The sequence below is a fragment of the Streptomyces sp. ICBB 8177 genome (assembly GCF_003144095.1).
In the GTDB taxonomy this organism is placed as follows: Bacteria; Actinomycetota; Actinomycetes; order Streptomycetales; family Streptomycetaceae; genus Streptantibioticus_D.
Genome location: NZ_NSKH01000023.1, coordinates 1,285,812 through 1,308,389 on the forward strand (window position 1 = coordinate 1,285,812; position 22,578 = coordinate 1,308,389).

At 72.9% G+C, this 22,578-nt stretch carries 22 protein-coding genes; 13 read left to right on the forward strand and 9 right to left on the reverse strand.

The window, feature by feature from the left end; genetic code table 11:
* Positions 1-231 precede the first annotated feature (231 nt).
* From lnt to fxsA, 3 genes are read left to right on the forward strand one after another with little or no spacing between them, the layout of a single operon-like run.
* Positions 232-1,791: an apolipoprotein N-acyltransferase gene (gene lnt / locus CK485_RS26020; RefSeq protein ID WP_241968620.1), complete on the forward strand. Its 1,560-nt coding sequence runs from the start codon at positions 232-234 to the stop codon at positions 1,789-1,791.
* Positions 1,788-2,582, forward strand: coding sequence for a polyprenol monophosphomannose synthase (locus tag CK485_RS26025; RefSeq protein WP_109454258.1), 795 nt, complete (start codon positions 1,788-1,790; stop codon positions 2,580-2,582). The genes lnt and CK485_RS26025 overlap by 4 nt, the downstream gene beginning before the upstream one ends.
* A 3-nt stretch (positions 2,583-2,585) precedes the next feature.
* Complete coding sequence (gene fxsA, locus CK485_RS26030) at positions 2,586-3,176, forward strand: FxsA family membrane protein (protein ID WP_109454259.1); 591 nt, start codon at positions 2,586-2,588, stop codon at positions 3,174-3,176.
* Positions 3,177-3,624: 448 nt separating this feature from the next.
* On the opposite strand, the gene CK485_RS26035 is transcribed toward fxsA, so the two are convergent.
* The 4 genes from CK485_RS26035 to CK485_RS26050 form a co-directional block, all read right to left on the reverse strand.
* Positions 3,625-3,999 (reverse strand): RNA polymerase-binding protein RbpA, encoded by a 375-nt coding sequence (locus CK485_RS26035; protein ID WP_109454260.1) that lies wholly within the window; start codon positions 3,997-3,999, stop codon positions 3,625-3,627.
* Between the two features lie 282 nt (positions 4,000-4,281).
* On the reverse strand, positions 4,282-5,697 hold the full coding sequence (locus CK485_RS26040; protein WP_241968581.1) for an MFS transporter: 1,416 nt from the start codon (positions 5,695-5,697) through the stop codon (positions 4,282-4,284).
* A gap of 52 nt (positions 5,698-5,749) precedes the next feature.
* Positions 5,750-6,535, reverse strand: a complete 786-nt coding sequence (locus CK485_RS26045; protein WP_109454261.1) for a glycerophosphodiester phosphodiesterase — start codon at positions 6,533-6,535, stop codon at positions 5,750-5,752.
* A gap of 23 nt (positions 6,536-6,558) precedes the next feature.
* Complete coding sequence (locus tag CK485_RS26050; RefSeq protein WP_109454430.1) at positions 6,559-7,164, reverse strand: hypothetical protein; 606 nt, start codon at positions 7,162-7,164, stop codon at positions 6,559-6,561.
* A gap of 232 nt (positions 7,165-7,396) precedes the next feature.
* On the opposite strand from CK485_RS26050, the gene CK485_RS26055 reads away from it, so the two are divergent.
* Positions 7,397-8,902 carry a PLP-dependent aminotransferase family protein gene (locus CK485_RS26055; RefSeq protein WP_109454262.1) on the forward strand — a complete coding sequence of 502 codons (1,506 nt, stop codon included), beginning with the start codon at positions 7,397-7,399 and terminating at the stop codon, positions 8,900-8,902.
* Between the two features lie 7 nt (positions 8,903-8,909).
* On the opposite strand, the gene CK485_RS26060 is transcribed toward CK485_RS26055, so the two are convergent.
* Both CK485_RS26060 and CK485_RS26065 read right to left on the reverse strand, forming a co-directional pair.
* A complete protein-coding gene (locus CK485_RS26060; protein ID WP_109454263.1) occupies positions 8,910-10,595 on the reverse strand; it encodes a hypothetical protein in 1,686 nt (561 codons plus the stop codon).
* 129 nt (positions 10,596-10,724) lie between these two features.
* Positions 10,725-10,919: a hypothetical protein gene (locus CK485_RS26065; protein ID WP_109454264.1), complete on the reverse strand. Its 195-nt coding sequence runs from the start codon at positions 10,917-10,919 to the stop codon at positions 10,725-10,727.
* A 180-nt stretch (positions 10,920-11,099) separates the two neighbouring features.
* Here CK485_RS26065 and CK485_RS26070 point away from each other — a divergent pair, with 180 nt between their 5' ends.
* Complete coding sequence (locus CK485_RS26070; RefSeq protein WP_109454265.1) at positions 11,100-11,525, forward strand: ankyrin repeat domain-containing protein; 426 nt, start codon at positions 11,100-11,102, stop codon at positions 11,523-11,525.
* Between the two features lie 68 nt (positions 11,526-11,593).
* Here CK485_RS26070 and CK485_RS26075 read toward each other — a convergent pair whose 3' ends face one another.
* Positions 11,594-12,397, reverse strand: a complete 804-nt coding sequence (locus CK485_RS26075) for an exodeoxyribonuclease III (RefSeq protein WP_109454266.1) — start codon at positions 12,395-12,397, stop codon at positions 11,594-11,596.
* Positions 12,398-12,487: 90 nt separating this feature from the next.
* Between CK485_RS26075 and CK485_RS26080 the strand changes: the two genes are divergently transcribed.
* From CK485_RS26080 to CK485_RS26090, 3 genes are all read left to right on the forward strand, one after another.
* The gene (locus CK485_RS26080) at positions 12,488-13,009 is read left to right on the forward strand and encodes a GNAT family N-acetyltransferase (RefSeq protein ID WP_199239506.1); all 522 of its coding nucleotides are present in this window, start codon (positions 12,488-12,490) and stop codon (positions 13,007-13,009) included.
* Between the two features lie 13 nt (positions 13,010-13,022).
* On the forward strand, positions 13,023-14,042 hold the full coding sequence (locus tag CK485_RS26085; RefSeq protein ID WP_109454268.1) for a GNAT family N-acetyltransferase: 1,020 nt from the start codon (positions 13,023-13,025) through the stop codon (positions 14,040-14,042).
* A 181-nt stretch (positions 14,043-14,223) separates the two neighbouring features.
* Positions 14,224-14,469, forward strand: coding sequence for a DUF397 domain-containing protein (locus CK485_RS26090; RefSeq protein ID WP_109454269.1), 246 nt, complete (start codon positions 14,224-14,226; stop codon positions 14,467-14,469).
* Between the two features lie 78 nt (positions 14,470-14,547).
* Here CK485_RS26090 and CK485_RS26095 read toward each other — a convergent pair whose 3' ends face one another.
* Complete coding sequence (locus tag CK485_RS26095; RefSeq protein ID WP_109454270.1) at positions 14,548-15,048, reverse strand: ATP-binding protein; 501 nt, start codon at positions 15,046-15,048, stop codon at positions 14,548-14,550.
* Between the two features lie 225 nt (positions 15,049-15,273).
* Between CK485_RS26095 and CK485_RS26100 the strand changes: the two genes are divergently transcribed.
* Together CK485_RS26100 and CK485_RS26105 are read left to right on the forward strand one after the other, a co-directional pair.
* Complete coding sequence (locus CK485_RS26100; RefSeq protein WP_109454271.1) at positions 15,274-16,155, forward strand: helix-turn-helix transcriptional regulator; 882 nt, start codon at positions 15,274-15,276, stop codon at positions 16,153-16,155.
* 124 nt (positions 16,156-16,279) lie between these two features.
* Positions 16,280-17,737 carry an aldehyde dehydrogenase family protein gene (locus CK485_RS26105; protein ID WP_109454272.1) on the forward strand — a complete coding sequence of 486 codons (1,458 nt, stop codon included), beginning with the start codon at positions 16,280-16,282 and terminating at the stop codon, positions 17,735-17,737.
* 42 nt (positions 17,738-17,779) lie between these two features.
* Here CK485_RS26105 and CK485_RS26110 read toward each other — a convergent pair whose 3' ends face one another.
* Complete coding sequence (locus tag CK485_RS26110; RefSeq protein ID WP_109454273.1) at positions 17,780-19,165, reverse strand: glutamate decarboxylase; 1,386 nt, start codon at positions 19,163-19,165, stop codon at positions 17,780-17,782.
* Positions 19,166-19,341: 176 nt separating this feature from the next.
* On the opposite strand from CK485_RS26110, the gene CK485_RS26115 reads away from it, so the two are divergent.
* The 3 genes from CK485_RS26115 (at position 19,342) to CK485_RS26125 (ending at position 22,367) form a co-directional block, all read left to right on the forward strand.
* Positions 19,342-19,962: an isochorismatase family protein gene (locus tag CK485_RS26115; protein ID WP_109454274.1), complete on the forward strand. Its 621-nt coding sequence runs from the start codon at positions 19,342-19,344 to the stop codon at positions 19,960-19,962.
* A gap of 7 nt (positions 19,963-19,969) precedes the next feature.
* Entirely contained in the window at positions 19,970-20,869 is a 900-nt protein-coding gene (locus tag CK485_RS26120; protein ID WP_109454275.1) for a DJ-1/PfpI family protein, read from the forward strand.
* 256 nt (positions 20,870-21,125) lie between these two features.
* Positions 21,126-22,367 (forward strand): glycosyl hydrolase family 8, encoded by a 1,242-nt coding sequence (locus tag CK485_RS26125; RefSeq protein ID WP_109454276.1) that lies wholly within the window; start codon positions 21,126-21,128, stop codon positions 22,365-22,367.
* Positions 22,368-22,578: the final 211 nt, after the last annotated feature.

Sequence of the window (22,578 nt, forward strand, 5' to 3'; positions counted from 1 at the left end):
CTGGCACCGTTGCGTTGTACCGTCACTGGACCACGGGTGGCCCAGCCGCCCGGTCGTCCGCGCCGCGACCGTCCCCCAGGTGTCCGCGGCGGCAGAAGCAGAAGAGGTAAGACCCGCGTGTCTCCGCGACCCGACACCGCCACCGCGTCGCCACCCGGCGGTACGGGCCGCCGGCCCAAGGGCGCGCAGGGCGGCCAGGCCGGTGCCGCCGCGCCGCGCCGGCCCGGCCGTGTGCGCCGCACGGCCGCGGCCCTGCGTGCCGACTGGCGCCGCAGCGTCCTGGCCGTCCTCAGCGGCCTGGCGCTCGCGGCCGCCTTCCCGCCCTACGGCTACTGGCAGCTGTCCGTCGTCGCGGTGACCGCGCTCGCCCTGCTCACGAAGGGCAGACGGCCCAAGCAGGCCGCCTGGACCGGCTTCGTCTTCGCGGTGCCGTTCTTCGTCTGGCTGCTGCAGTGGCTGCACGTCGTCGGCTGGGACGCCGTGGTGGGCCTTTCGGTCATCGAGGCGGCCTTCTTCGTCCCGCTCGGCGCGGCGCTCGCCCTGGCCTCACGGCTGCCCGGCTGGCCGCTGTGGGGCGCCTGCGTGTGGGTGGCCGAGGAGGCGGCCCGCGACCGGCTGCCGTTCGGCGGCTTCCCGTGGGGGCGGCTGGCATTCGCCAACGCCGGATCGCCGTTCACCCCGTTCGCGGCGCTCGGCGGCGCGCCGCTGGTCACCTTCGGCGTCGCGCTGTGCGGCGGGCTGCTGGCCGCGGGCGTCCTGGCCCTGTGGCGGCTGCGCGGCGAGGGCCGCACCGTGCGCGCCGTGACCGGTGCGGCGGCGCGGGTCGTGCTGGCCGCCGCCGTGCTGTGCGCCGCCTTCGCGGTGCCGGTGCCCACGAAGGCGGACGGCACCATGCGGGTCGCCGTCGTGCAGGGCAACGTCGCCCGCCCCGGCATGCACTTCCTGGGCCGCCCGATGCAGATCCTCGACAACCACGTCCAGGCCACCCTGCAACTGGCCAAGGACATCCAGGCGGGCCGCGCGCCCAGGCCGGACCTGGTGATCTGGCCGGAGAACTCCTCCGACCTCGACCCGTTCGCCTACCCGCAGGCCTACGCCAAGATCACCCAGGCGGTGCGGGCGGTCGGCGTGCCGGTGCTGGTCGGCGCGCTGGTCGACGGCCCGGACACCCAGCACGTGCAGAACGAGGGCATCCTGTGGGACCCGCTGAGCGGCCCGGGCGCGGAGTACACCAAGCAGCACCCGGTGCCGTTCGGCGAGTACGTGCCGTTCCGCAAGGAACTCACCAAGGTCATCAGCCGCCTCGACGAGATCCCCAAGGACTTCTACCCCGGCAAGCACACCGGCGTGATGCAGATGGGCCCGGCGAAGCTCGGTGACGTCATCTGCTTCGAGGTGGCCTACGACGGCATCGTCCGCGACACCGTCGACGCCGGCGCCCGCGCCATCGTCGTACAGACCAACAACGCCACCTACGGGCGCAGCGGGCAGCCGGAGCAGCAGCTCGCCATGTACCGGCTGCGCGCCGTCGAGCACGGCCGCGCGGTCGTCGCGGCGGCCACCAGCGGCATCAGCGCCCTCGTCGCCCCGAACGGCAAGGTCGAGGCGCACACGAAGGAATTCACCCGGGCGGTCCTCGACGTCAACCTCCCGTTGCGCGACCAGACCACCGTGGCGGACCGGATCGGCGCGGTACCGGAGTGGACACTCGCTATCGTGGGCGTCCTGTCCTGCGCCGCCGCGATCTGGCTGAGCCGGCGGGGACGTCCGGAACGTAAGGGGAAGCAGTGAACGACGGCGGAAAGGCCACCCTCGGCGACACCAGGGGCAGGCAGTTCGGTCCGCTCGGCGAGGTCCTGGTCATCATCCCGACCTACAACGAAGCCGAGAACGTCCAGCCGATCGTGGGCCGGGTGCGGGCCGCGGTGCCCGAGGCGCACGTGCTGGTCGCCGACGACAACAGCCCGGACGGCACCGGGAAGCTCGCCGACGAACTCGCCGACGCGGACGACCACGTCCACGTGCTGCACCGCAAGGGCAAGGAGGGGCTCGGCGCCGCGTACCTGGCGGGCTTCCGCTGGGGCATCGACCACGGCTACGGGGTGCTGGTCGAGATGGACGCCGACGGCTCCCACCAGCCGGAGGAACTGCCCCGGCTGCTGACCGCCCTCAAGGGCGCCGACCTGGTGCTCGGCTCGCGCTGGATCCCCGGCGGACGGGTCGTCAACTGGCCCAAGTCGCGCGAGTTCCTCTCCCGCGGCGGCAGCACCTACTCGCGCCTCATGCTCGGCGTCCCGATCCGTGACGTCACCGGCGGCTACCGGGCCTTCCGCAAGGAGACCCTGGAGGGCCTGGGCATGGACGAGGTGGCCTCGGCGGGCTACTGCTTCCAGGTCGACCTGGCCTGGCGCGCGGTGAAGAAGGGCTTCCACGTGGTGGAGGTGCCGATCACCTTCGTCGAACGCGAACGCGGCGACTCCAAGATGAGCCGCAACATCGTCGTCGAGGCGCTGTGGCGGGTCACCACCTGGGGCGTCGGCGACCGCGTCACCCGGTTGCGCGGCGGAGCCAGGCACAATTGAGGCATGACCACCGGCACGCCTGATCCCAGCACCCGCCCGCGGCGGCCCCAGGGCCGCTCCCGCGTCCGCACCGCCGTCCTGCTGACGGTGGCGGTGTGGGCGGTGCTGGAGATCTGGCTGCTGACGGTGGTGGCCCATGCCGTCGGGGGCGGCACGGTGCTGCTGCTCCTGCTGGCCGGCCTGGTGCTCGGCGGGATCGCGGTCAAGCGGGCCGGGCGCCGCGCCTGGCAGAGCCTCACCGCCTCGGCCCGGTCCGGGCAGCCGGTGCCCGGTGCGGGCGCGGGCGGCGCGGGCCTGGCGATGCTGGGCGGGCTGCTGCTGATGGTCCCCGGCTTCGTCTCCGACGCGGTCGGGCTGCTGTACCTCTTCCCGCCGACGCGCAAGCTGCTGGCCGCGGGGGCGGGCGCGCTGACCCGCAGGCTCGGCGCCCGCCAGTACCCGCCCGGTTCGTTCGGCGACGCCTTCCAGCAGGCGCGGATGCGCATGCCGGACGGCAAGGTGGTCCCGGGCGAGGTCGTCCGCGACGACCACCCCTCGGGGGCGCACCCCGGCGGCGGCCAGGACGGCCCGCCGCGCGGCAGGCTCCCGCGCTAGCGGCGTCCGCGGCGGAGACATGGCCCGACGGACGCGCGCCCGGCAACGGGCGACAGGGGCCCGGCCCGGAGCAGCGCGGCAGGGGAACCGGCCTCGGCGCTCCAGCGGCCGCTCAGCCCGCCCCCGGCGCTTCGACGACCACCCGTGCCCACACGGACGCAGCGGCAGCCCTCCGTCCCGCGTGCCGCGCAGTCGTCAACCGGCGACGGCAGCCGTCCAGCCCGCGCACAACGCAAGGCGCTCGGCCGCAGGCACCCCCCGACCCGCCCGGGGCATCCCCCAAGAAGCACGCGGCGCAGGGCGCCATCCAGCCTCCGACCGCCGTACGGGGCGCCCCAGAAGCGCGGCGCAGCGCGAAACGCACGCACGCGAACGGGCCTGACGCCACGCTCTCGCGTGGTCGCCGGCCCGTTCGCGTCGCTCGCCGCCGTGAGGCGCTTCGCGCTGGTTATGCCGTCTTGCGGTTGTCGCGCGGATGCACCGCGATGTTCATCCCACCGGAGCGCAGGACCGCCAGCCGCTCGGCCAGCACCTCCTCCAGCTCCTCCCGCGTGCGACGCTCCATGAGCATGTCCCAGTGCGTGCGCGCGGGCTTGGTCTTCTTCTCCTCGGGGCCCTCTCCGTCCACCAGAAGAGCCTGAGCACCGCAGGCGCGGCACTCCCACTCCGGCGGAATCTCAGCCTCCATAGAGAACGGCATCTCGAATCGATGGCCGTTCTGGCATGCGTACTCCACCGTCTGGCGCGGGGCCAGGTCGATGCCGCGGTCGGTCTCGTAGCTGGTGGCCCCGAGTCGCGTGCCGCGGAGAGCTCGCTCACTCATGAATCGTGCCTCCCGGGCTTGTCGCCCACAGGACAGGTGTCGCTGTCGTCGTCATCCGGTCAACGTCCGGTCGGCGGTGAAGATTCCCGAAATCGGAACATGCGCCCGCCGGAGGCGCTGCGCGCCGCCTGTCACTTTCGCGCCGCCCCTTTTTGTACCCGTCGCCGCCCGTTTTGTCACATCTGACAGGAGATATCACCCGTCGTTTTCGTATCGTCAGCGCGCAGTAACGGTCCATCCGCCTGGCCAACGGCGTACACTACCCGCCCCGGGCCGCAGGACCTAAATCACATCCGGCACCGGACGGCCGGTGGCCGCCACCGCGCGTGCCACCGGCACACGGGCCAGCAGCACGAAACCGACCGCGAAGAACACCACCAGGGACACGATGGCCACCCGGTAGCTCCCGGTCAGCTGGAACGCGAGCCCGAACATCAGGGGCCCAAGCCAACTCGTGCCCCGGTCGCTCACCTGGTACACCGCGAAGTACTCGGCTTCCTTGCCGACCGGCACCAGGTGCGAGAAGAGCGAACGCGACAGCGCCTGGCTGCCGCCGAGCACCATGCCGATGGCCGCGGCGAGAACGAAGAACCCGATCGGCTGCCCCGAAGGCAGGAAGTACCCGATGCCCACCGTGACCGTCCAGGCCACCAGCGAGCCCAGCACCGTGCGCTTGGCGCCGAAGCGGCGGGCCAGCCGGCCCAGCAGCAGTGCCCCGGCCACCGCGAGCACCTGCACCAGCAGCACCGCGGCGATCAACGTCGTCTGGCCCAGCTTCAGTTGCTCGGAGCCGTAGAGCGACGCCTGCGAGATGACCGTCTGCACGCCGTCGTTGTAGATCAGGTAGGCGAGCAGGAAGCTCAGCGTCAGCGGATAGCGCCGCAAGTCGCGCACGGTTTCGGCCAGTTGCCGGAAGCCCTGCCCGACCCCCGCCGACTCGGCCGTCCGCGTCACCGGGCCGTCGCGCAGGGCGATCAGCGGTACCAGCGTCCAGATCGCCCACCACACCCCGGCCGAGGCCAGGCACATCCGCACGGCCGTGGTCTTCGTCAGCCCGAACGCGTCGTGGTCGAGGAACAACGCGAGGTCGACCACGAGCATGCCCGCCCCGGCCACGTAGCCGGAGGCCCAGCCGCGCGAGGAGACCGCGTCGCGCTCGTGCGGCTCGGCGATCTGCGGCAGGTAGGCGTTGTAGACGACGATGGAGGTGCTGTAGCTGACGTTGGCCACGACCAGCAGCGCGCCGCCCAGCAGATAGCGGTCGCCGTGCAGGAAGAACATCCCCGTGGTGGCCGCGGCGCCGATGTAGGCGAACAGCCCCATCACCGGCTTCTTGCGCCCGGTCCGGTCGGCGATCGCTCCGGCCAGCGGCATCACCACCACCGACAGCAGCACGGATGCGGAGACCGCGTAGGCGAAGTACGCCCCCGCGCGCACCGGGATGCCCAGCGGGTGCACGAAGCCGTGCGCGTCGGCCGCGGCGTTGGTGATGTCGGTGAGGTACGGGCCGAGGAAGACCGTCAGCACGCTGGTCGAGAAGACGGTGACGGCGAAGTCGTAGACGTACCAGGCGCGTTGCTCGCGTCGCCGCGCCGGATCCGGCGTCGTCGTCGCTCCGCCGCCGGTCCCGGAATCCGTGCCGGAGGCGTCGTCGGCCACGGCCGTCACGGCCGTGGTGTCCTTCTGGCGCGAGCCCACGCTGTCCCCTCGTCGGTCCCCGTCGTCCGCCCGCCCGGGCGGGCGGGGGCGCTCAGACCGGATCCGGCCAGGCTCCTCGCTCGGCCAGCACGGCGCGCAGCGTCTCGATGTGATCGGTCATGATGCCGTCGACACCCAGGTCCAGCAGCGCCGACATCCGGTCGCGATCGTTCACCGTCCACACGTGAACCTGCAAGCCCCTGTGACGCGCGGCACGCAGGAAGCGCCGGTCGACCACCGCCACCGGCCCCGACCGGTCCGGCACCTGCACACAGACCGCCCGGCCCGGCACGGCCTCCCGCACCGGGTCGGGTACCGAGCGCTCGAAGGGGCTGCGCAGCCGCAGCGCCAGGACCTCGCGCACCCCCATCGAGGTGGCCAGCCGGGGTCCGGCCAGCCGCCGCACGGCGTCCAGGCGGGCCTGGGAGAACGAGCCGACGCACACCCGGTCCCAGGCGTGGGCGGCCCGGATCGCCTCCACCAGCGGGGCGATCGCGCCGGGCGCCTTGACGTCGACGTTGAACCGGGTGCCGGGGAACTCCTCCAGCAGGTCGGCGAAGAGCGGCACCGGCTCACGGCCCGCCACCTTCGCCCTGCGCACCTCGCGCCACGGCAGGTCGGCGATGGCGCCCTTCCCGTCGGTCACGCGGTCCAGCGTGGCGTCGTGCAGGGCCACCAGCGTGCCGTCCGACGTGGCGTGCACGTCCGTCTCCAGGTAGCGGTAACCGAGGTCCACCGCGCGGCGGAAGGCGGTCACGGTGTTCTCCAGGCCGTCCGCCGCCCCGCCGCGATGGGCGAAGGCGAGCGGGCCCGGATGATCGAGGTAGGGGTGCGTCACGCAGGCAGTATGACCTGACCGCGTCACGCGTGATCATCCGTGTGGCCGACGTCATGCCGCTCCCCGGCCCCGGGCAGGGCGAAGACCCGCAGGAAGAGCTGGGCGAGCGGTCCGATCGCCAGGGCGTACGCGAGCGTGCCGACGCCCACCGAGCCACCGAGCGCGAAGCCCGCGACCAGCACGGTCACCTCGATGCAGGTGCGCACCAGCCGGATGGAACGCCCGGTGCGCCGGTGCAGCCCGGTCATCAGGCCGTCGCGGGGGCCGGGTCCGAAGCGCGCGGAGATGTACAGGCCGGTCGCGGCGCCGTTGAGCGCGATCGCCCCGGCGAGCAGCGGCCCGCGCACCACCAGGGCGTGCGGGGCGGGCACCAGGTCCAGCGTCGCGGTCATCGACAGGCCGATCACGAAGACGTTGGAGACGGTGCCGAGCCCGGGCCGCTGACGCATCGGCCACCACAGCAGCAGCACGAGCGCGCCGACGACGATCGACACCGTGCCGATGCCGATCCCGGTGTGCCGGGCGACGCCCTGGTGCAGCACGTCCCACGGGTCGAGCCCGAGTCCGGCGCGCACCAGCAGCGCGTCACTCACGCCGTACAGCACCAGGCCGACGTACAGGTGGACCAGCCGCCGGGCGACCCGCCGCGCGGAGGCGCGTTCCGCAGGGGCGGCGCGGCGGACGCGGGCCGGTGAGTGGACCGACGGGTGGCTCGGTCCTCGCGTGGTGGCAGGGTCGGTTGGAGCGGGTGTAACGGACAAAACAGGCACCCCCCTGGTGAGACTGGCTGATCGCATGCCACTCTGGACTCAGGTCGCGGTCCAATTCCACGGCCAATCCAGGGAAGGTGGACTGGTTCGCATGGCTCAGTGGAGTGCCACCGTGGGCGCCGCCCAGCTGGCGCGGCTGCTCGCGCCGCAGGACGAGGCGGCCGCTCACGACAACGGCCGGAGGGTGCCCGCGTACCGCGGACTCGCCGAGCGGGTACGGCTGTTGGTGCTCGAAGGCCGTGTGCCGGTCGCCGCCCGGCTGCCCGCCGAACGTGAACTCGCCGTCGCGCTGGGCGTCAGCCGGACCACCGTCGCCGCCGCCTACGAAGCGCTGCGCGCCGAGGGATTCGTCAAGTCCCGTAGAGGTGCGGGCAGTTGGACCGCCGTTCCGGACGGCCGCCCGGTGCCCGCCGGGGGACTGGAGCCGCTGCCGCCGGAGACCGCCGCCTCCGTCATCGACCTGGGCTGCGCCGCGCTGCCCGCCCCCGAGCCGTGGCTGACCCGGGCCATCGAGGGCGCCCTGCCCGAACTGCCCGGCTACGCGGCCACCCACGGCGACTACCCCGCGGGCCTGCCGACGCTGCGCGAGGCGATCGCCGACCACTACACGGCGCGCGGCGTGCCGACGATGCCCGAGCAGATCATGGTGACCACCGGGGCGATGGGCGCCGTCGCCGCCGCCTCCCGGCTGCTGGCCGGACCCGGCGAACGCATCGCGGTCGAGTCGCCCAGCTACGCCAACGTGCTGCAACTGCTGCGGGAGAACGGCGCCCGCATCGTGCCCGTCGCCATGGCGGACGGCGCCGCCGGATGGGACCTGGCCGCGTGGCGGCGGGTGCTGCGCGACGCCGCGCCGCGCATGGCCTACGTCATCCCCGACTTCCACAACCCCACCGGCGTCCTGGTCGGCGACGAGCAGCGCAGGGAACTGGTCGAGGCGGCGCGCGCCTCCGGTGTCGTGCTGGTCGCCGACGAGACCATGGCGGAGCTGGCCATCGACCCGGTGGGCGGCATGCCCCGCCCGCTCGCCTCGTTCGACAAGGGCGGCGGGACCGTGCTGACCGTCGGCTCGGCCAGCAAGACCTTCTGGGCCGGCATGCGGATCGGCTGGGTGCGCGCCGCGCCCGAGGTCGTGCGGCACATGGTCGCCGCCCGCGCCTACCTCGACCTCGGCTCGCCGGTCGTCGAACAGCTCGCGGTGGCCTGGCTGCTGCGCGGCGAGGGCTGGGGGCGTGCCCTGGAACTCCGCCGCGAGCAGGCCAGGGCCAACCGTGACGCGCTGGTGGACGCGCTGCGCCGCCGGGTGCCCGACTGGGAGTTCGAGGTCCCGGCGGGCGGGCTGACGATGTGGGTGCGCACCGGCGACGTCTCCGGTTCGCGGCTGGCGGTCGCGGGGGAGCAGTTCGGCGTACGGGTGCCCTCCGGGCCGAGGTTCGGCGTGGACGGCGCCTTCGAGGGGTACATCCGGCTGCCGTTCAGCGCCCAGGCGACGGTGGCCGACGAGGCCGTGGCCCGGCTGGAGCGGGCCGCGGAGGCCGTCCGCGCGGGCGGTCCCGCGTTCGGTCTCCAGTCCGCCGCGGCGTCGCTGGTGGCCTGAGCCCCGGTCAGCCCTCCGTCACGTCGACGGTCTCCCGCCGAGGCGCCTTCGCCGGGTCGGGCGCGGCGAGCCGCACGGCGGGCGCCTCGGCGAGGCCGGCGGAGGCGGGCTTCGTCATGTCCACCGGTGCGGCCTTGACCATGCTCACCGGAGCGGCCTTCGTCATGTCCACCGTCGTGGGGACCGCGGGCAGCAGCGCCAGCACCGCCCTGCGGTGGCCGTCCTCGGTCTCCTCGTCGTGCGGGTCGGGCGTGCTCGGCACCTGGAGCCGGTGCACCGGCCCGTCGCCCAGCCGGGCGTAACCGCGCCCCGCGGGGGTGTCACCGGACGGTGTGGTGTGCGGCGGCACGCCGAGGACCGCTTCCACCTCACCGGGCCCGGCCGGGCCCAGCACGACCCGGGCCCGGGTGTGGCCGCGCACCGTCGCACCCAGGGCGTCCGCCGCGTCGAGAGCGTCGGCGAGCGCCACCGTCACGCCCGCGGCGCGGCCGTGCAGCAGCGGGGTCTCCAGCAGTTCCTGCGGATCGGGGCGGCCCTCGGCCTGCGCGAGCCGGCTGAGCGCGGTCGGCCGGTCGACCAGCACCCACAGCGGACGGCGGCAGTCCTCGGGCGCGGGACGGTCCGCCTGCCGGGCCCGGTTGACGGCGATCAGCCGCCGCTGGGTCTCGTGCGCGGCCCACTCCAGCACCGCGAGCGTGCCGGCGAGTCCGCTCTCGACGGCCAGCACTCCCGGCCGGCCGGCCAGGAAGGCGTGGTCCCCGGTCCCGGCGCCGTCCACCACCACCACGTCGCCGTGGTGCAGCGCCTGGAGGGCCAGCGACCGCAGCAGCGTGCTGGTGCCGCTGCCGGCACGCCCCAGGGCGAGCAGGTGCGGCTCCGTGGAGCGCGGGCCGGTGCGCCAGACCACCGGCGGCGCGTTCCAGGTGCGGTCGCCGTCGCGCACCGGGATGGTGCGGCGCACGTGCAGGTCGTCGGTGAAGCCGAGGACGGTCTCGCCCGGCGCGGTGACGAACCGCTGCGCGCTGATGCCGGTGGCCAGGGGCGCCAGCGCGGTGAGGGTGAGGTGGTTGTCCTCCTCGTCCCAGTCGAAGCGGTACTCCCTGCCGCGTCCGGCCTTGGCGTGCAGCAGCCGCTCCACGCGGGCCCGGGAGGCGGGCTCGCCGTCGGTGAAGTAGGCGGGGTAGCGCAGTCGCAGCCGCGTCAGCCGCCCGTCGTCGAAGGCGTAGGAGGCGAACACCTGCTGCCAGTCGCCGTCGTGCGCGTAGAGCGGGGCCGGGTCGTTCGGGTCCGACAGATAGGGCACCAGCGCCTCGTAGAGCGCCTTGAGCTTGGCGGTCTCGGCCGGGTCCGGCCCCTCGGGCTCCGGCGGGGTACGGTCCCGCCCCGCCCACGCCGCCGACCCCATCAGCCCGATGGCGGCCAGCAGCGGCCCGTACGGCATCAGCGCGACCACGGCGATGCCGGTCGCCACCAGCAGCAGCGCGGGCCCCCGCTTGTCCTTGGGCGCCGCCTTCCACCAGTCGCGGGCCCAGGCCAGGTGGTGCCGCAGGCCGCGGCCGATCGTCAGGACCGGCTGGAGGACGTCCCCGGCCCCTTCGGCCGCGGACCGCGCGGCCCGGGCGACGTCTCGCCCACGGGCCAGCGACGGCCTGGGCCGGTTGGTCAGGATGCTGGGGAGGGGGCGCCGGGCCACGAATGCTCCTGGAGGTGCCGGAGGGATGCGGGGATCGGGGCCCGGAGCGGGATGCCCCGGTCCGGGCCCTTCGGGGAGGGGAGGCCGTCCCGTCGCAGCCGGCGGTGAACGGCTGCCGACCGGCTCGGGCTAGATCTTGATCCCGCCGAGCATGCTCGCCAGGCTGGCGCCGCCCGCCTTGATGCTCGGCGCGATGGCGGTCCCGGCGAGGTAGAAGCCGAACAGCGAGCAGACGATGGCGTGCGAGACCTTGAGCCCGTCCTTGCGGAAGAACAGGAAGGCGATGATGCCGAGCAGGACGACGCCGGAGATGGTCAGGATCATGGGTTCTCCTGTGGGATAGGGACGGTCACCATGAGTGTCACCACGATCGCAAAAAGTAATAAACGGTTAAAGGGGTCATTCGGGTGATCCCTCGGACTGTTCACCGGGGTGGCGGGGGGAAGTCGTCCCGGTCGGCGCGACGGGTGCGCCGCACCGCGTGCCCGCATAGGGTGAGGCGCCATGACGCACTCCACCCCGGGGGCAGGCCCCGAGTCCGAGCCCGCGCACGACCCCGAGGTCATCCAGCTCGCCGCCAAGGTCTTCGACCTCGCCCGGCAGGGCGCCACCGACACCCTCGCCGCCTACGTGGACGCGGGCGTGCCGGTCAACCTGCACAACGACCGCGGGGACACGCTGCTGATGCTCGCCGCCTACCACGGTCACGCGGAGGCGGTCGCCGCCCTGCTGGCCCGCGGCGCGGACCCCGACCGGGCCAACGACCGGGGCCAGACCCCGCTGGCCGGCGCGGTCTTCAAGGGGGAGGACGCGGTGGTCACCGCGCTGCTGGACGGCGGCGCCGATCCGCTCGCGGGCACGCCGTCGGCGCTGGACACCGCCAGGATGTTCGGCAAGCAGGAGCTGGTGGCCCGCTTCGAGCGCGGCTGACCGGACCGCGGACGGCCCTGTCCGGCGGACGTCGGGACGGGGCCCGGCGTCCGCCGCGCGGTGAGCCGTCAGACGCGGTACGTGACCGTCACCGGGGCGTGGTCCGACCAGCGCTCGGCGTGCGTGGCCGCCCGCTCCACCACCGCCTCCACCGCGCGCGCCGCCAGGGCCGGCGTCGCCACGTGGTAGTCGATGCGCCATCCCGCGTCGTTGTCGAACGCCCTGCCCCGGTACGACCACCACGAGTACGGGCCGGTGGCCTGCGGGTGCAGGGCGCGCACCACGTCCACGTAGCCCGTCTCGTCGAAGACGCCGGACAGCCAGGCGCGTTCCTCCGGCAGGAAACCGGCGTTGCGGGTGTTGGCCCGCCAGTTCTTCAGGTCGGCCTCGCGGTGCGCGATGTTCCAGTCGCCGCAGACCAGCACCTCGCGCCCGGCCGCCTCGGCGCGCGCCCTCAACTCGCCCAGATACACGGCGAATTCCTTGCAGAACCGGTCCTTCTCCGCCTGCCGCTCGGTGCCCACCTCGCCGGACGGCAGGTAGAGGCTGGCGACGGTCAGACCCGGCAGGTCCGCCTCGACGTAGCGGCCCGAGGCATCGAACTCGTCCGAGCCGAATCCCACCCGCACCCGCTCGGGCTCGCGCCGGGTGTAGAGCGCGACCCCCGCCCGGCCCTTCGCCGCCGCCGGCGCGTGCACCGCGTACCAGCCGTCCGGCTCCCTTACCCCGTCGGGCAGCTGCGCGGCCTCGGCCCGCACCTCCTGCAGGCACACCACGTCGGCCGCGGTCCCCGCCAGCCACGGCACGAAGCCCTTCCTGGCGGCGGCACGCAGCCCGTTGACGTTCACCGACGACACGGTCAGCACGGGCATCCTCCGATCGGCACGACAGCCCCGGCAGCCTACGCGACCCGGACGCGGACGCCCGCCCCGGCCGCGGCCGGCGTCCCGTACCCTGCCGGGGTGGAGATACGACACGTGCGCTACGACCACCCGGACGCGGTACTGCTGACGACCCGGGTGCAACAGGAGTACGTGGAGCGCTACGGCGACCCCGACGCGACCCCGGTCAATCCGGGCGACTTCGAGCCGCCGCGCGGGCTCTTCCTCGTCGCCTACCTCGACGGGGTGCCGGTGGCCACCGGCGGATGGCGCGCGCAGGACGCCTCGCCCGAGGGGCACGAGGACGGCGACGCCGAGCTGAAGCGGATGTACGTGGTCCCCGAGGCACGCGGACGCGGCCTGGCCCGGCGGGTCCTGGCCGCGCTGGAGGACAGCGCCGCCGCCGCGGGGCGCTCCCGGATGGTGCTGGAGACCGGCACCAGGCAGCCCGAGGCCATCGCGCTCTACACCTCCTGCGGCTACGCGCCGATCACCAAGTTCGGGCTGTACCGGGACGATCCGCTGAGCCGCTGCTTCGGCGTCGAGCTCGCCGCGCGCCCGGTCCGCCGGAACGTCTTGCAGGCCGAGGCGCCGTGCCGTTAGCGTCCGGCCCACCATGACCTTCGCCATCGCGCCCATGTCGGCCGAGCACGTACCGGAGTCCGCCGCCCTCCTCGACCGCTGGTACGGCAGAGCGCGCAGGCCCCGCGGCTACGCGGGTGCCGGAGGCCGGGGGGCCGCCGCGGCCGGGCAGGACGGCGAGGCGCTGATATCCGCGCTGCTCGGTGCGCCCGGCGCGCAGAGCGCGCTGGCCCGCGACAGCCGCTCCCGGCTGGCCGGTTACCTCGTCGCCGCGCCCACCGAGGGCCTCGGCGACGACCGGCCCGACGACCACGGCCACGCGGGCAGCGCCCTGGTGGGCCACGGCGGCCACGCCCTCCACCCGGGCCAGGAGACCGCCGTGCTGCGCGAGTTGTACGCGGCGGTGGCCGAACGCCTGGTGGCGCGCGGGCGGTTGGTGCACCACGTGTGGCTGCCGGCGGACGACGCCGTGGCGATGGCGTGGTTCCGGCTGGGCTTCGGCCTCGAACAGCTCCGCGGGGTCATGCCGGTACGCGCCACCGGACGCCAGCCGCGCGGTGTCGAAGGGCTGTCCATCCGCCGCGCCGGGCCCGCCGACCTCGCGGCGATCGGGCGTATGGCGGCCGACGCGGCGGCCCACCGCAGGGAGGCGGGCATGTTCCAGCCGCAGCCCGAGGAGGTGCTGATCCGCCAGCGCCTGCGGTACGCGGACGCCCTGGCCGACCCGCGCTGCGGCGCGTGGCTGGCGGTGCGGCGCGGCGAGGAGGCCGGGATGATCGTGCTGACCCCGGCGCCGCCGGACCCCTTCACGCCGGAGCCGGCCGCCGAACTGGCCGAGGCCCACGTCGAGCCCTCCTCGCGCGGCGAGGGCGTCAGCAGGGTGCTGCTCGCCACGGCACTGGCCTGGGCGTATGGCAGGGGCTACCGCCACGTCGCGGCGACCTGGCCCACCGCCTCCCGGCTGTCGGCCGGTCACTGGCCCAGTCTGGGCTTCACGCCGATCGCCTACCGGCTGTGCAGAGTCCTGGACCCCCGCGTCGTCGCACACGGCTGACGTGGTGTCAGGTCGGCCGGGCGGCCCGCGCCGCGGTCCCGCGCGCCGCGCGGAAGCGGTGCGGGTGCCGCGAACAACCGGCCCGTGGGAATGAATTCGCGCGAGGTGGATGCACGCGCAGCTGCATGTGCATCGCGCTATCATTCCCGCCGGTGAGAACGCACGTTCCAGGAGGTTGAGAGTGCGGCGCACGTACAACGGCATGGCTGCCACCGAACTCCAGGGCGTCGTGTGGCAGAAGAGCCGGCGCAGCAACTCCCAGGGAACGTGCGTGGAGTTGGCGAAGTTGCCGGACGGTGACGTGGCGGTGCGCAACTCCCGTTTCCCGGAGGGACCCGCGCTGATATACACCCGTGCCGAGATCGAGGCGCTGCTGCTCGGGGTGAAGGCCGGCGAGTTCGACCATCTGGTGCGCCCGGCGCCCTGACGGCCCGCGCACGCGCGGGTTCGCGGCCACTGGCGGAATTCACCGTATTCCCGCCGTGTTATCGCGCGCGTATTCCGGTCAGTCGGCGGCGTGCGCCGGTATCGGAAAGAGCGCCCAGACGACCTTTCCGCTCCCCGGCAGCGGATGCCATCCCCAGGCCCCGCTGCACGACTCGACCAGGTGCAGGCCGCGGCCGGACTCGGCCGCGAAGTCCGGCGTGGCCGGGACCGGTCCGCGATCACTGGGATCGCGGACCGAGCACACCACGCGCGACGCCCAGTGGGCCAGGCTCAGCCGGACCGGCGCGGTGGTGGAGGTCTGCGCGGCGTTCGGGTGCGGCCCCGTGCCCGTCCCGACGCCGTGCCGCAGCGCGTTGGTGACCAGTTCCGACGTCACCAGCGCGACGTTGTCGAACAGCTCCGCCAGCCCCCAGCCCGCGAGCGTGGCCCGGGTGAAGCGCCTCGCCTGCGCCACGGACTCGTACCGGGCGAGCAGTTCGCACGCCGAGGTCGCCAGTCGGTCGGTCGCGGGCGCCACACCCTTTAAGGGGGCGAGCACGCTGGGGCCGTCACTCCTCATGGCAGGCACCTCGGCTGTCGTGAGCTGTGGTCGACGTGTGCACGACGAACATCGTCCCCAACGCCCTTTCCATATGCAAGGGCGGATGCACGTGCATCTGCAAACTTGGCATATGCAGGCGCAGGTTCACGTGCATCGTTTCGGCCACCGGCCGGTGCAGCGCTGGTCCGCGAGGCCGGGGAAGGTGGCAGACTGCGCCTGTTCGTCGTCAGGAGGGGCCATCCAATGTCGACAGATCAGTCCGCGGGCACGCATCCCGGCGGCGGATCGATGGTGCGGCGCATCCTGCTCGGCTCCCAGTTGCGCAGGCTGCGGGAGTCGCGCGGGGTCACGCGGGAGGACGCCGGGTACTCGATCCGGGCGTCGGAGTCCAAGATCAGCCGGATGGAGCTCGGCCGGGTGAGCTTCAAGGAACGCGACGTCGCGGACCTGCTCACTCTTTACGGTGTCACCGAACAGGCCGAGCGCGACGCCTTGCTGGGGCTCGCCCGGGAGGCCAACGTCACCGGGTGGTGGCACAGTTACGGAGACGTACTGCCTGGCTGGTTCCAGACGTACGTGGGCCTGGAGGAGTCGGCTTCCGCCATCTCCACCTTCGAGGTGCAGTTCGTCCACGGCCTGTTGCAGACCGAGGAGTACGCCCGGGGCGTCGTCCTGCTCGGGCAGCCCAACGCGTCGCGGGACGAGGTGGCCCGCCGGGTGGACCTGCGGATGCGCCGCCAGAAGATCCTGGCCGGCGACCGCTGCCCCGGCTTCACCGTGGTGCACGACGAGGCGGCGCTGCGCAGGCCGTTCGGCGGCCGGGCGGCGATGCGCGGACAGCTGGAACGGTTGCTGGAGATGTCGGACCACCCGGGTGTGGACCTGCGCGTCATGCCGTTCGCGCAGGGTGGCCACGCGGCGGAGAGCGGCGCGTTCACCGTACTGGGATTCCCCGAGTCCGACCTGCCCGACGTCGTCTATCTCGAACAGCTCACCAGCGCGCTCTACATCGACAAGCGGGACGAAGTGGCGCAGTACATAAAGGTGATGGACCGGCTCCTCGCCGACAGCCTCCCGCCCGAACCCACCCGGGACCTGCTGCGTTCCCTTCTGCGAGAGCTGTGATCCGTGTGTACCCACGGCCCGTGACGTAGCGTCAAGCCATTCAAGTCGCTTATCTGCTCCGTACTATGAGGCCGCGTCAGGACAATTCGCCGCGCGCCCGACCCGATCCTGTGAGAGGTATGGCATGTCCCTTTCTTCCGAATTGGCGCTCCAGTACATCGACGGTGAATGGAAGTCTGGGAGCGGCTCCTGGGGCATCATCGACTTCAACCCGTACAACGGCGAGAAGATCGCATCCATAACCGTCGCCACCGTGGCCGAGGTCGACCAGGCCTACCGGGCGGCGGAGCGGGCGCAGCGGGAATGGGGCCGGGTCAACCCGTACCAGCGCCGGATGGTCTTCGAGCGGGCGCTGCGCATCATCGAGGAGCGCGAACGGGAGATCACCGAGACCATCATCGAGGAACTCGGTGGCACCCGTCTGAAGGCGGGCTTCGAACTCGCGCTGTCAAAGGACATGTTGCGCGAGGCGATGCAGCTGGCGCTGCGCGCCGAGGGGCGGATCCTGCCGTCGCCGGTGGACGGCAAGGAGAACCGCCTCTACCGGCTGCCGGTCGGGGTGGTGGGCGTCATCAGCCCGTTCAACTTCCCGTTCTTCCTCTCGCTCAAGTCGGTGGCCCCGGCGCTCGCGCTGGGCAACGGCGTCGTGCTCAAGCCGCACCAGAACACCCCCGTCGTCGGCGGCACCCTGATCGCGAAGATCTTCGAGGAGGCCGGTCTGCCCGCCGGGCTGCTCAACGTGGTGGTCACCGACATCGCCGAGATCGGCGACGCGCTCATCGAGCACCCGGTGCCCAAGGTGATCTCCTTCACCGGCTCCGACAAGGTCGGCCGCCACGTCGCCCAGGTCGCCGCCGGCCACTTCAAGCGCACGGTCCTCGAACTCGGCGGCAACAGCGCGCTGATCGTGCTCGACGACGCCGACCTCGACTACGCGGTCGACGCCGCGGTCTTCAGCCGCTTCGCCCACCAGGGCCAGGTGTGCATGGCGGCCAACCGGGTGCTGGTCGACCGCACGGTGGAGAAGGAGTTCAGCGAGCGCTTCGTCGCCAAGATCCGAACCCTGAAGGTGGGGGACCCGAAGGACCCGGCCACCCACATCGGCCCGCTGATCAACTCCACCCAGGCCGACAGCATCGAGGCGCAGGTCGACGCCGCCATCGAGGCCGGCGCCACACCGCTGCTGCGCGGCGGCACCGAGGGCACCATGATGGAGCCGACCGTGCTGGGCGCGGTGCCGGCCGACGCGCCGATCCTGACCTCCGAGATCTTCGGCCCGGTCGCCCTGGTCATCCCGTTCGACGACGAGGACGAGGCGGTGCGGATCGCCAACGACACGCCGTTCGGCCTGAGCGGAGCGGTGCACACCGCCGACACCGAGCGCGGGGTGCGCGTCGCCCAGCGCATCGAGGCGGGCATGGTCCACGTCAACGACGGCACCATCGCCGACGAGCCGATCGTGGCCTTCGGCGGCGAGAAGAACTCGGGCGTGGGGCGGCTCAACGGCGACGCGACGGTGGAGGCGTTCACCACGGTCAAGTGGATCTCGATCCAGCACGGCCGCAGCGCCTTCCCGTTCTGACCGCCCTCCGGCGCGTGGGAGCGGCCGGGGGCGGGGGAGCGGTCAGTGGTGGAAGCCCGGCTGCTCCTTCGCCCCGCCGACGCCACGGCGGTTGAGCTCGGCGACCGCCTTCTCGATGTCCGCCAGCAGGAGTGCGGCCAGGTCCCGGCTGACCCCGTGGCGGACCACCACCCGCTGCACCACGATGTCGTCACGATCGGCAGGCAGCGGGTAGGTGGGCACCTGCCAGCCGCGCATCCGCAGCCGCTCCGACAGGTCGTAGAGGGTCCAACTGTTTGGCTGGTCCTCGGGCTTCATCGTCCAGCACACCACCGGCAGTCCCGTCCTGCCGTCGTGCAGGACGGTGAACGGCCCCAACGCGCCGACCGTGTCCGCGAGTTCGACCGCCGTGTCGGCACACGCCCGCTGGACGTCGTGGTAGCCCCGGCGGCCCAGTCGCAGCAGGTTGTAGTACTGCGCGACCACTTCGCCGCCGGGGCGGCTGAAGTTGAGCGCGAAGGTCGGCATGTCGCCGCCCAGGTAGTCGACGTGGAAGACGAGTTCGTCGGGGAGTTCGGCGGCGTCGCGCCAGACGACCCAGCCCACGCCGAGCGGCGAGAGGCCGAACTTGTGGCCGGAGGAGTTGATGCTCTTGACCCGCTCCAGCCTGAAGTCCCACACCAGGTCCGGCTGGAGGAACGGAGCCACGAAGCCGCCGCTGGCCGCGTCCACGTGCATGGGGATGTCCAGTCCCTTGGCCTGCTGCAGCTCGTCCAGCGCCTTCGCCACGGCGGCCACCGGCTCGTACCCGCCGGTGAAGGTGACGCCGAGTGTCGTGACGACACCGATGGTGTTCTCGTCGCAGTAGTCGACCAGCTGCTCCGGCCGCATCGTCAGGCTGTCCTTGAGCAACGGGATCTGCCGCAGCTCGACGTCGAAGTAGCGGCCGAACTTCTCCCAGCACACCTGGACCGGACCGCACACGAGGTTGGGCCGGTCGGCCGGCTGTCCCGCCGCGCGGCGCCGGGCGCGCCAGCGGCGTTGCAGCGCCAGGCCCGCCAGCATCGCGGCCTCGCTGGAGCCGGTGGTGGAACACCCCATGGTGGTCGCGCCCTCCGGCGAGTTCCACAGGTCGGCCAGGATGTGCACACACCGCGACTCCAGCTCGGCCGTCTGCGGGTACTCGTCCTTGTCCACCAGGTTCTTGTCCAGGGTCTCGGCCATGATGGCCTTGACCTCGGGCTCGGTCCACGTGGTGCAGAAGGTGGCGAGGTTCTGCCGGGAGTTGCCGTCCAGCGCCAGCTCGTCGTGGACCAGACCGAACGCGGTGCGGGCGGCCATCGACTCGTCCGGGATGCGGTAGCGCGGCAGCGGCTCGCTCGCCCCGGGCAGGGCGTACAGGTCGTCGGGTGCTTGCCGGCGTTCGCGGTCGACGCGGTGCAGTGCCATGGGACCTCCTGGGGTCATCTCCATCGTGCAACGCCTGCCCCGCGGGCGCCCGCCGCAATGCCGAAGCTCCCCGCGGCCCTCCTTCGCGGGCTCCGCCCCGGGGCTGACCGGATCGGTCCGCATCGAGGCATGATGGTGTCTGTCGTGGAACGCGGCGCACCGGCCAGGATCGGATCATGAGCAACGCACTCGTCGTCATCGACGTCCAGGAGTCCTTCCGGCAGCGGCCCGACTGGCAGGCCGTCTCCGAGCCGGCCGTCGCGGCCAAGGCGGCCCGCCTCGTCGACGCCGCCCGTGAACGCGGTGACCTGGTGGTCTGGGTGCTGCACAGCGAGCCGGGCACCGGCACCGTCTTCGACCCCGCGAACGGTCACGTGCGGCTGATCGAGGGACTGCGGGAGCGCGAGGGCGAACCGGTGATCACCAAGACCTCGCACAACGCCTTCACCACCACCAACCTCCAGCAACTGCTGACCAGCCGGGGCGTGCGCTCCCTCACCGTCTGCGGCATCCGCACCGAGCAGTGCTGCGAGACCACCGCCCGTCTCGCCTCCGACCTCGGCTACGAGGTCACCTTCGTGATCGACGCGACCGCGACCACCCCCCGCGAACACCGCGACGCCCCGGCCGGCCGCGCCTTGGAGGAGATCCTCGCCGACCCGCGCACCCTGTCCACCGCCGACATCCTGGCCCGTACCGAGTACGCGCTGGCCGGGCGCTTCGCGACCATCGCCACCGTGGACGAACTGACCGGCTCCCCCGTGTCGGCCGGGCCCGCGGCGGCCCCGATGGGCTGACCGGATCGTGCCACGCGTCGTCTTCCTGCTCGTGCCCCGGGTCCACCTGCTGGACCTGGCGGGGCCCGCCCAGGTGTTCTCCACCGCCGCGGACTTCGGCCACGACTACCGGCTGGAGTACGTGGCCGAGCGGGAGGACGTGCCGACCGCGCAGGGCGTGCCGCTGCGCGCCCGCGTCGAGTGGCCGGCCCTCGGCCCCGACGACCTGCTGGTGGTCCCCGGCTGGCGGGCTTCGGCGCCGGACGCGGCGCTGGGGGAGGCGGCGCTGCGGCGGCTGCGCGCCCATCACGCGGCGGGCGGCACGGTGGCGAGCGTCTGCTCCGGTGCCCGGGCGCTGGGCGAGGCGGGCCTGCTGGACGGGCGGCGGTGCACCACGCACCACGAGCTCCAGGACGACCTCGCCCGCCGTCACCCCCGCGCCGAAGTGGTGCGCGACGTGCTCCACGTGACCGACGACCGCCTCGTCACCTCCGCCGGGATCGCCAGCGGCATCGACCTCGCCCTGCACCTCGTCGCGACCCGGCACGGCCCCGCGGCGGCGGCCAGGGTCGCCCGCTCGATGGTGGTCTACGCCCGGCGCAACGGCGACGACCCGCAGGACGGCGCGATGCTGCGGCACCGCGCGCACCTGAGCGACGTGGTGCACCGCGCCCAGGACCTCATCGAGGCCCGCTTCACCTGCACGCTGCGGCTGTCCGCGCTGGCCGCCGAGACCGGGGTCAGCGAGCGCACCCTGACCCGCCGGTTCACCGCCGCCACCGGGCTCACCCCGCTGCGCTACCAGCAGGTTCTGCGGGTCGAGCGCGCGGAACACCTCATCGGCCACGGCGCGACGGTGGAGGCGGCGGCCCGCGCGGTCGGCTTCGAGGACGCCCGCATGCTGCGCCGCCTGCGCGCGAGAGCCTGAGACGAGGGCCGGCGCCCCAGCGCGGGGAGAGCCGCAGAAGGGGGCCGGCACTCCAGTGCTGGGAGGGCCTGGGCGCAACGGCCCGCACTCCGGCGCGCCCGAGACGCTGGCGCGAAGGCCCGCGCCCGTCCCGTCCGCGCTCGCACTCTCCCGACGTATTGACATGCTCCCGTCCGCGCACCACGCTGTCCACGGCAAGTTAGGAAAGTTTCCTAACGAATCTGCCTCCCCAACCTCCCGACGTGAAGGAGCGTTGATGGCACGCAGCAGGACCCGATGGATCGCGGGCGCGGCCGCCCTCGCCGCCGCGTCGCTCGGCATCACGGTGAGCGGCACCACCGGCGCCTCGGCGGACACCGCCGCCAAGCGCCCGTTCCCCCAGCACACCACGTACAAGACCGGCGTCATGCCCTCGGCCTCGCAGTCCTCCCGGGACGCGTTCGTCGAGAGGCAGTACGACTCGTGGAAGAAGAACTACCTGGTCAAGGGGTGTGCTTCGGGGGAGTACTACGTCTCCACCAAGGGTGACGACGACGCCCCGAACAACGGCCCGGTCTCCGAGGGACAGGGCTACGGCATGAACATCGTGCCGCTGATGGCCGGTTACGACCCCGACGCGCAGACCGAGTTCAACGGCCTGTGGAAGCTGGTCCAGGACCACGAGGACTCCGACGGCCTGATGGAGTGGCAACTCGACGGCAAGACCTGCAAGTACGCCGACGACGGCACTCCGGACGCGGCCACCGACGGGGACCTCGACATCGGCTACGGCCTCGTCCTCGCCGACAGGCAGTGGGGCGGCTACTCCTCGGCCGCCAAGGCCTGGCTCGCCGACGTCTACAAGCACGACGTCGCCTCCGACGGCCACCTCAAGTGCGAGGACGACGGCCCGGGCACCGACACCCGGCCCTCCGACATGATGCTCGACCACCTGCGGGCGTTCGCCGCGTACGACACCGCGCACGACTGGAACAAGGTGATCCAGCGCACCGAGGCGGTCATCGGCGAGTTCACCTCCTCGTACTCCTCCAAGGGCGGGCTGCTGTCCGACTTCGTGGTCAACGCCAACACCACGAGCCCCAAGCCCGCCCCGGCCGACTACCAGGAGGACCAGCCCGACAACATCGTCGGTTACAACTCCATCCGGGTGCCCTGGCACCTGGGCACGGACGCGCTGCTGTACGGGAGCACGGCCTCCACCTCGCTGGCGACGGCCAAGAAGGAATCGGCCTGTCTGAAGGGCGAGTCGGGCGGCGACCCGCAGAAGGTCTATCCGCACACCAAGCTGGACTGCACCGCCTACTCCAAGGACGACCAGGCCGAGGAGGCGGGCGACGCGGTCGGGCCGGCCGCGATGGCGGCGGGCGACCAGGCGTGGACCGACACCATCTGGAAGTACCTGGCGAGCAACCCGTTCGGCGACGGATACTACGGGGAGTCGATCAAGACCCTGGTGGCCATCGTGATGGCGGGCGACTACTGGAACCCGGTGGCCTGACCGCGGGCGGGGGAACCGGCCGCCGGTGGGCGGCGGAGCCCGGCCCGGACCGCCCGAGCGGTCCGGGCCGGGCCGTCCCGTCCCGTGACGCGACACGCTCCCCGGCAAGCTCAGATGTTGCTCAAGGAATGCCCCCGCGACGCCGGGCGCGAATCGGCCGGGTTACCGTCGAGCACGACCCGAGCGCCCCGTACGAGGAGAACCTGACGGC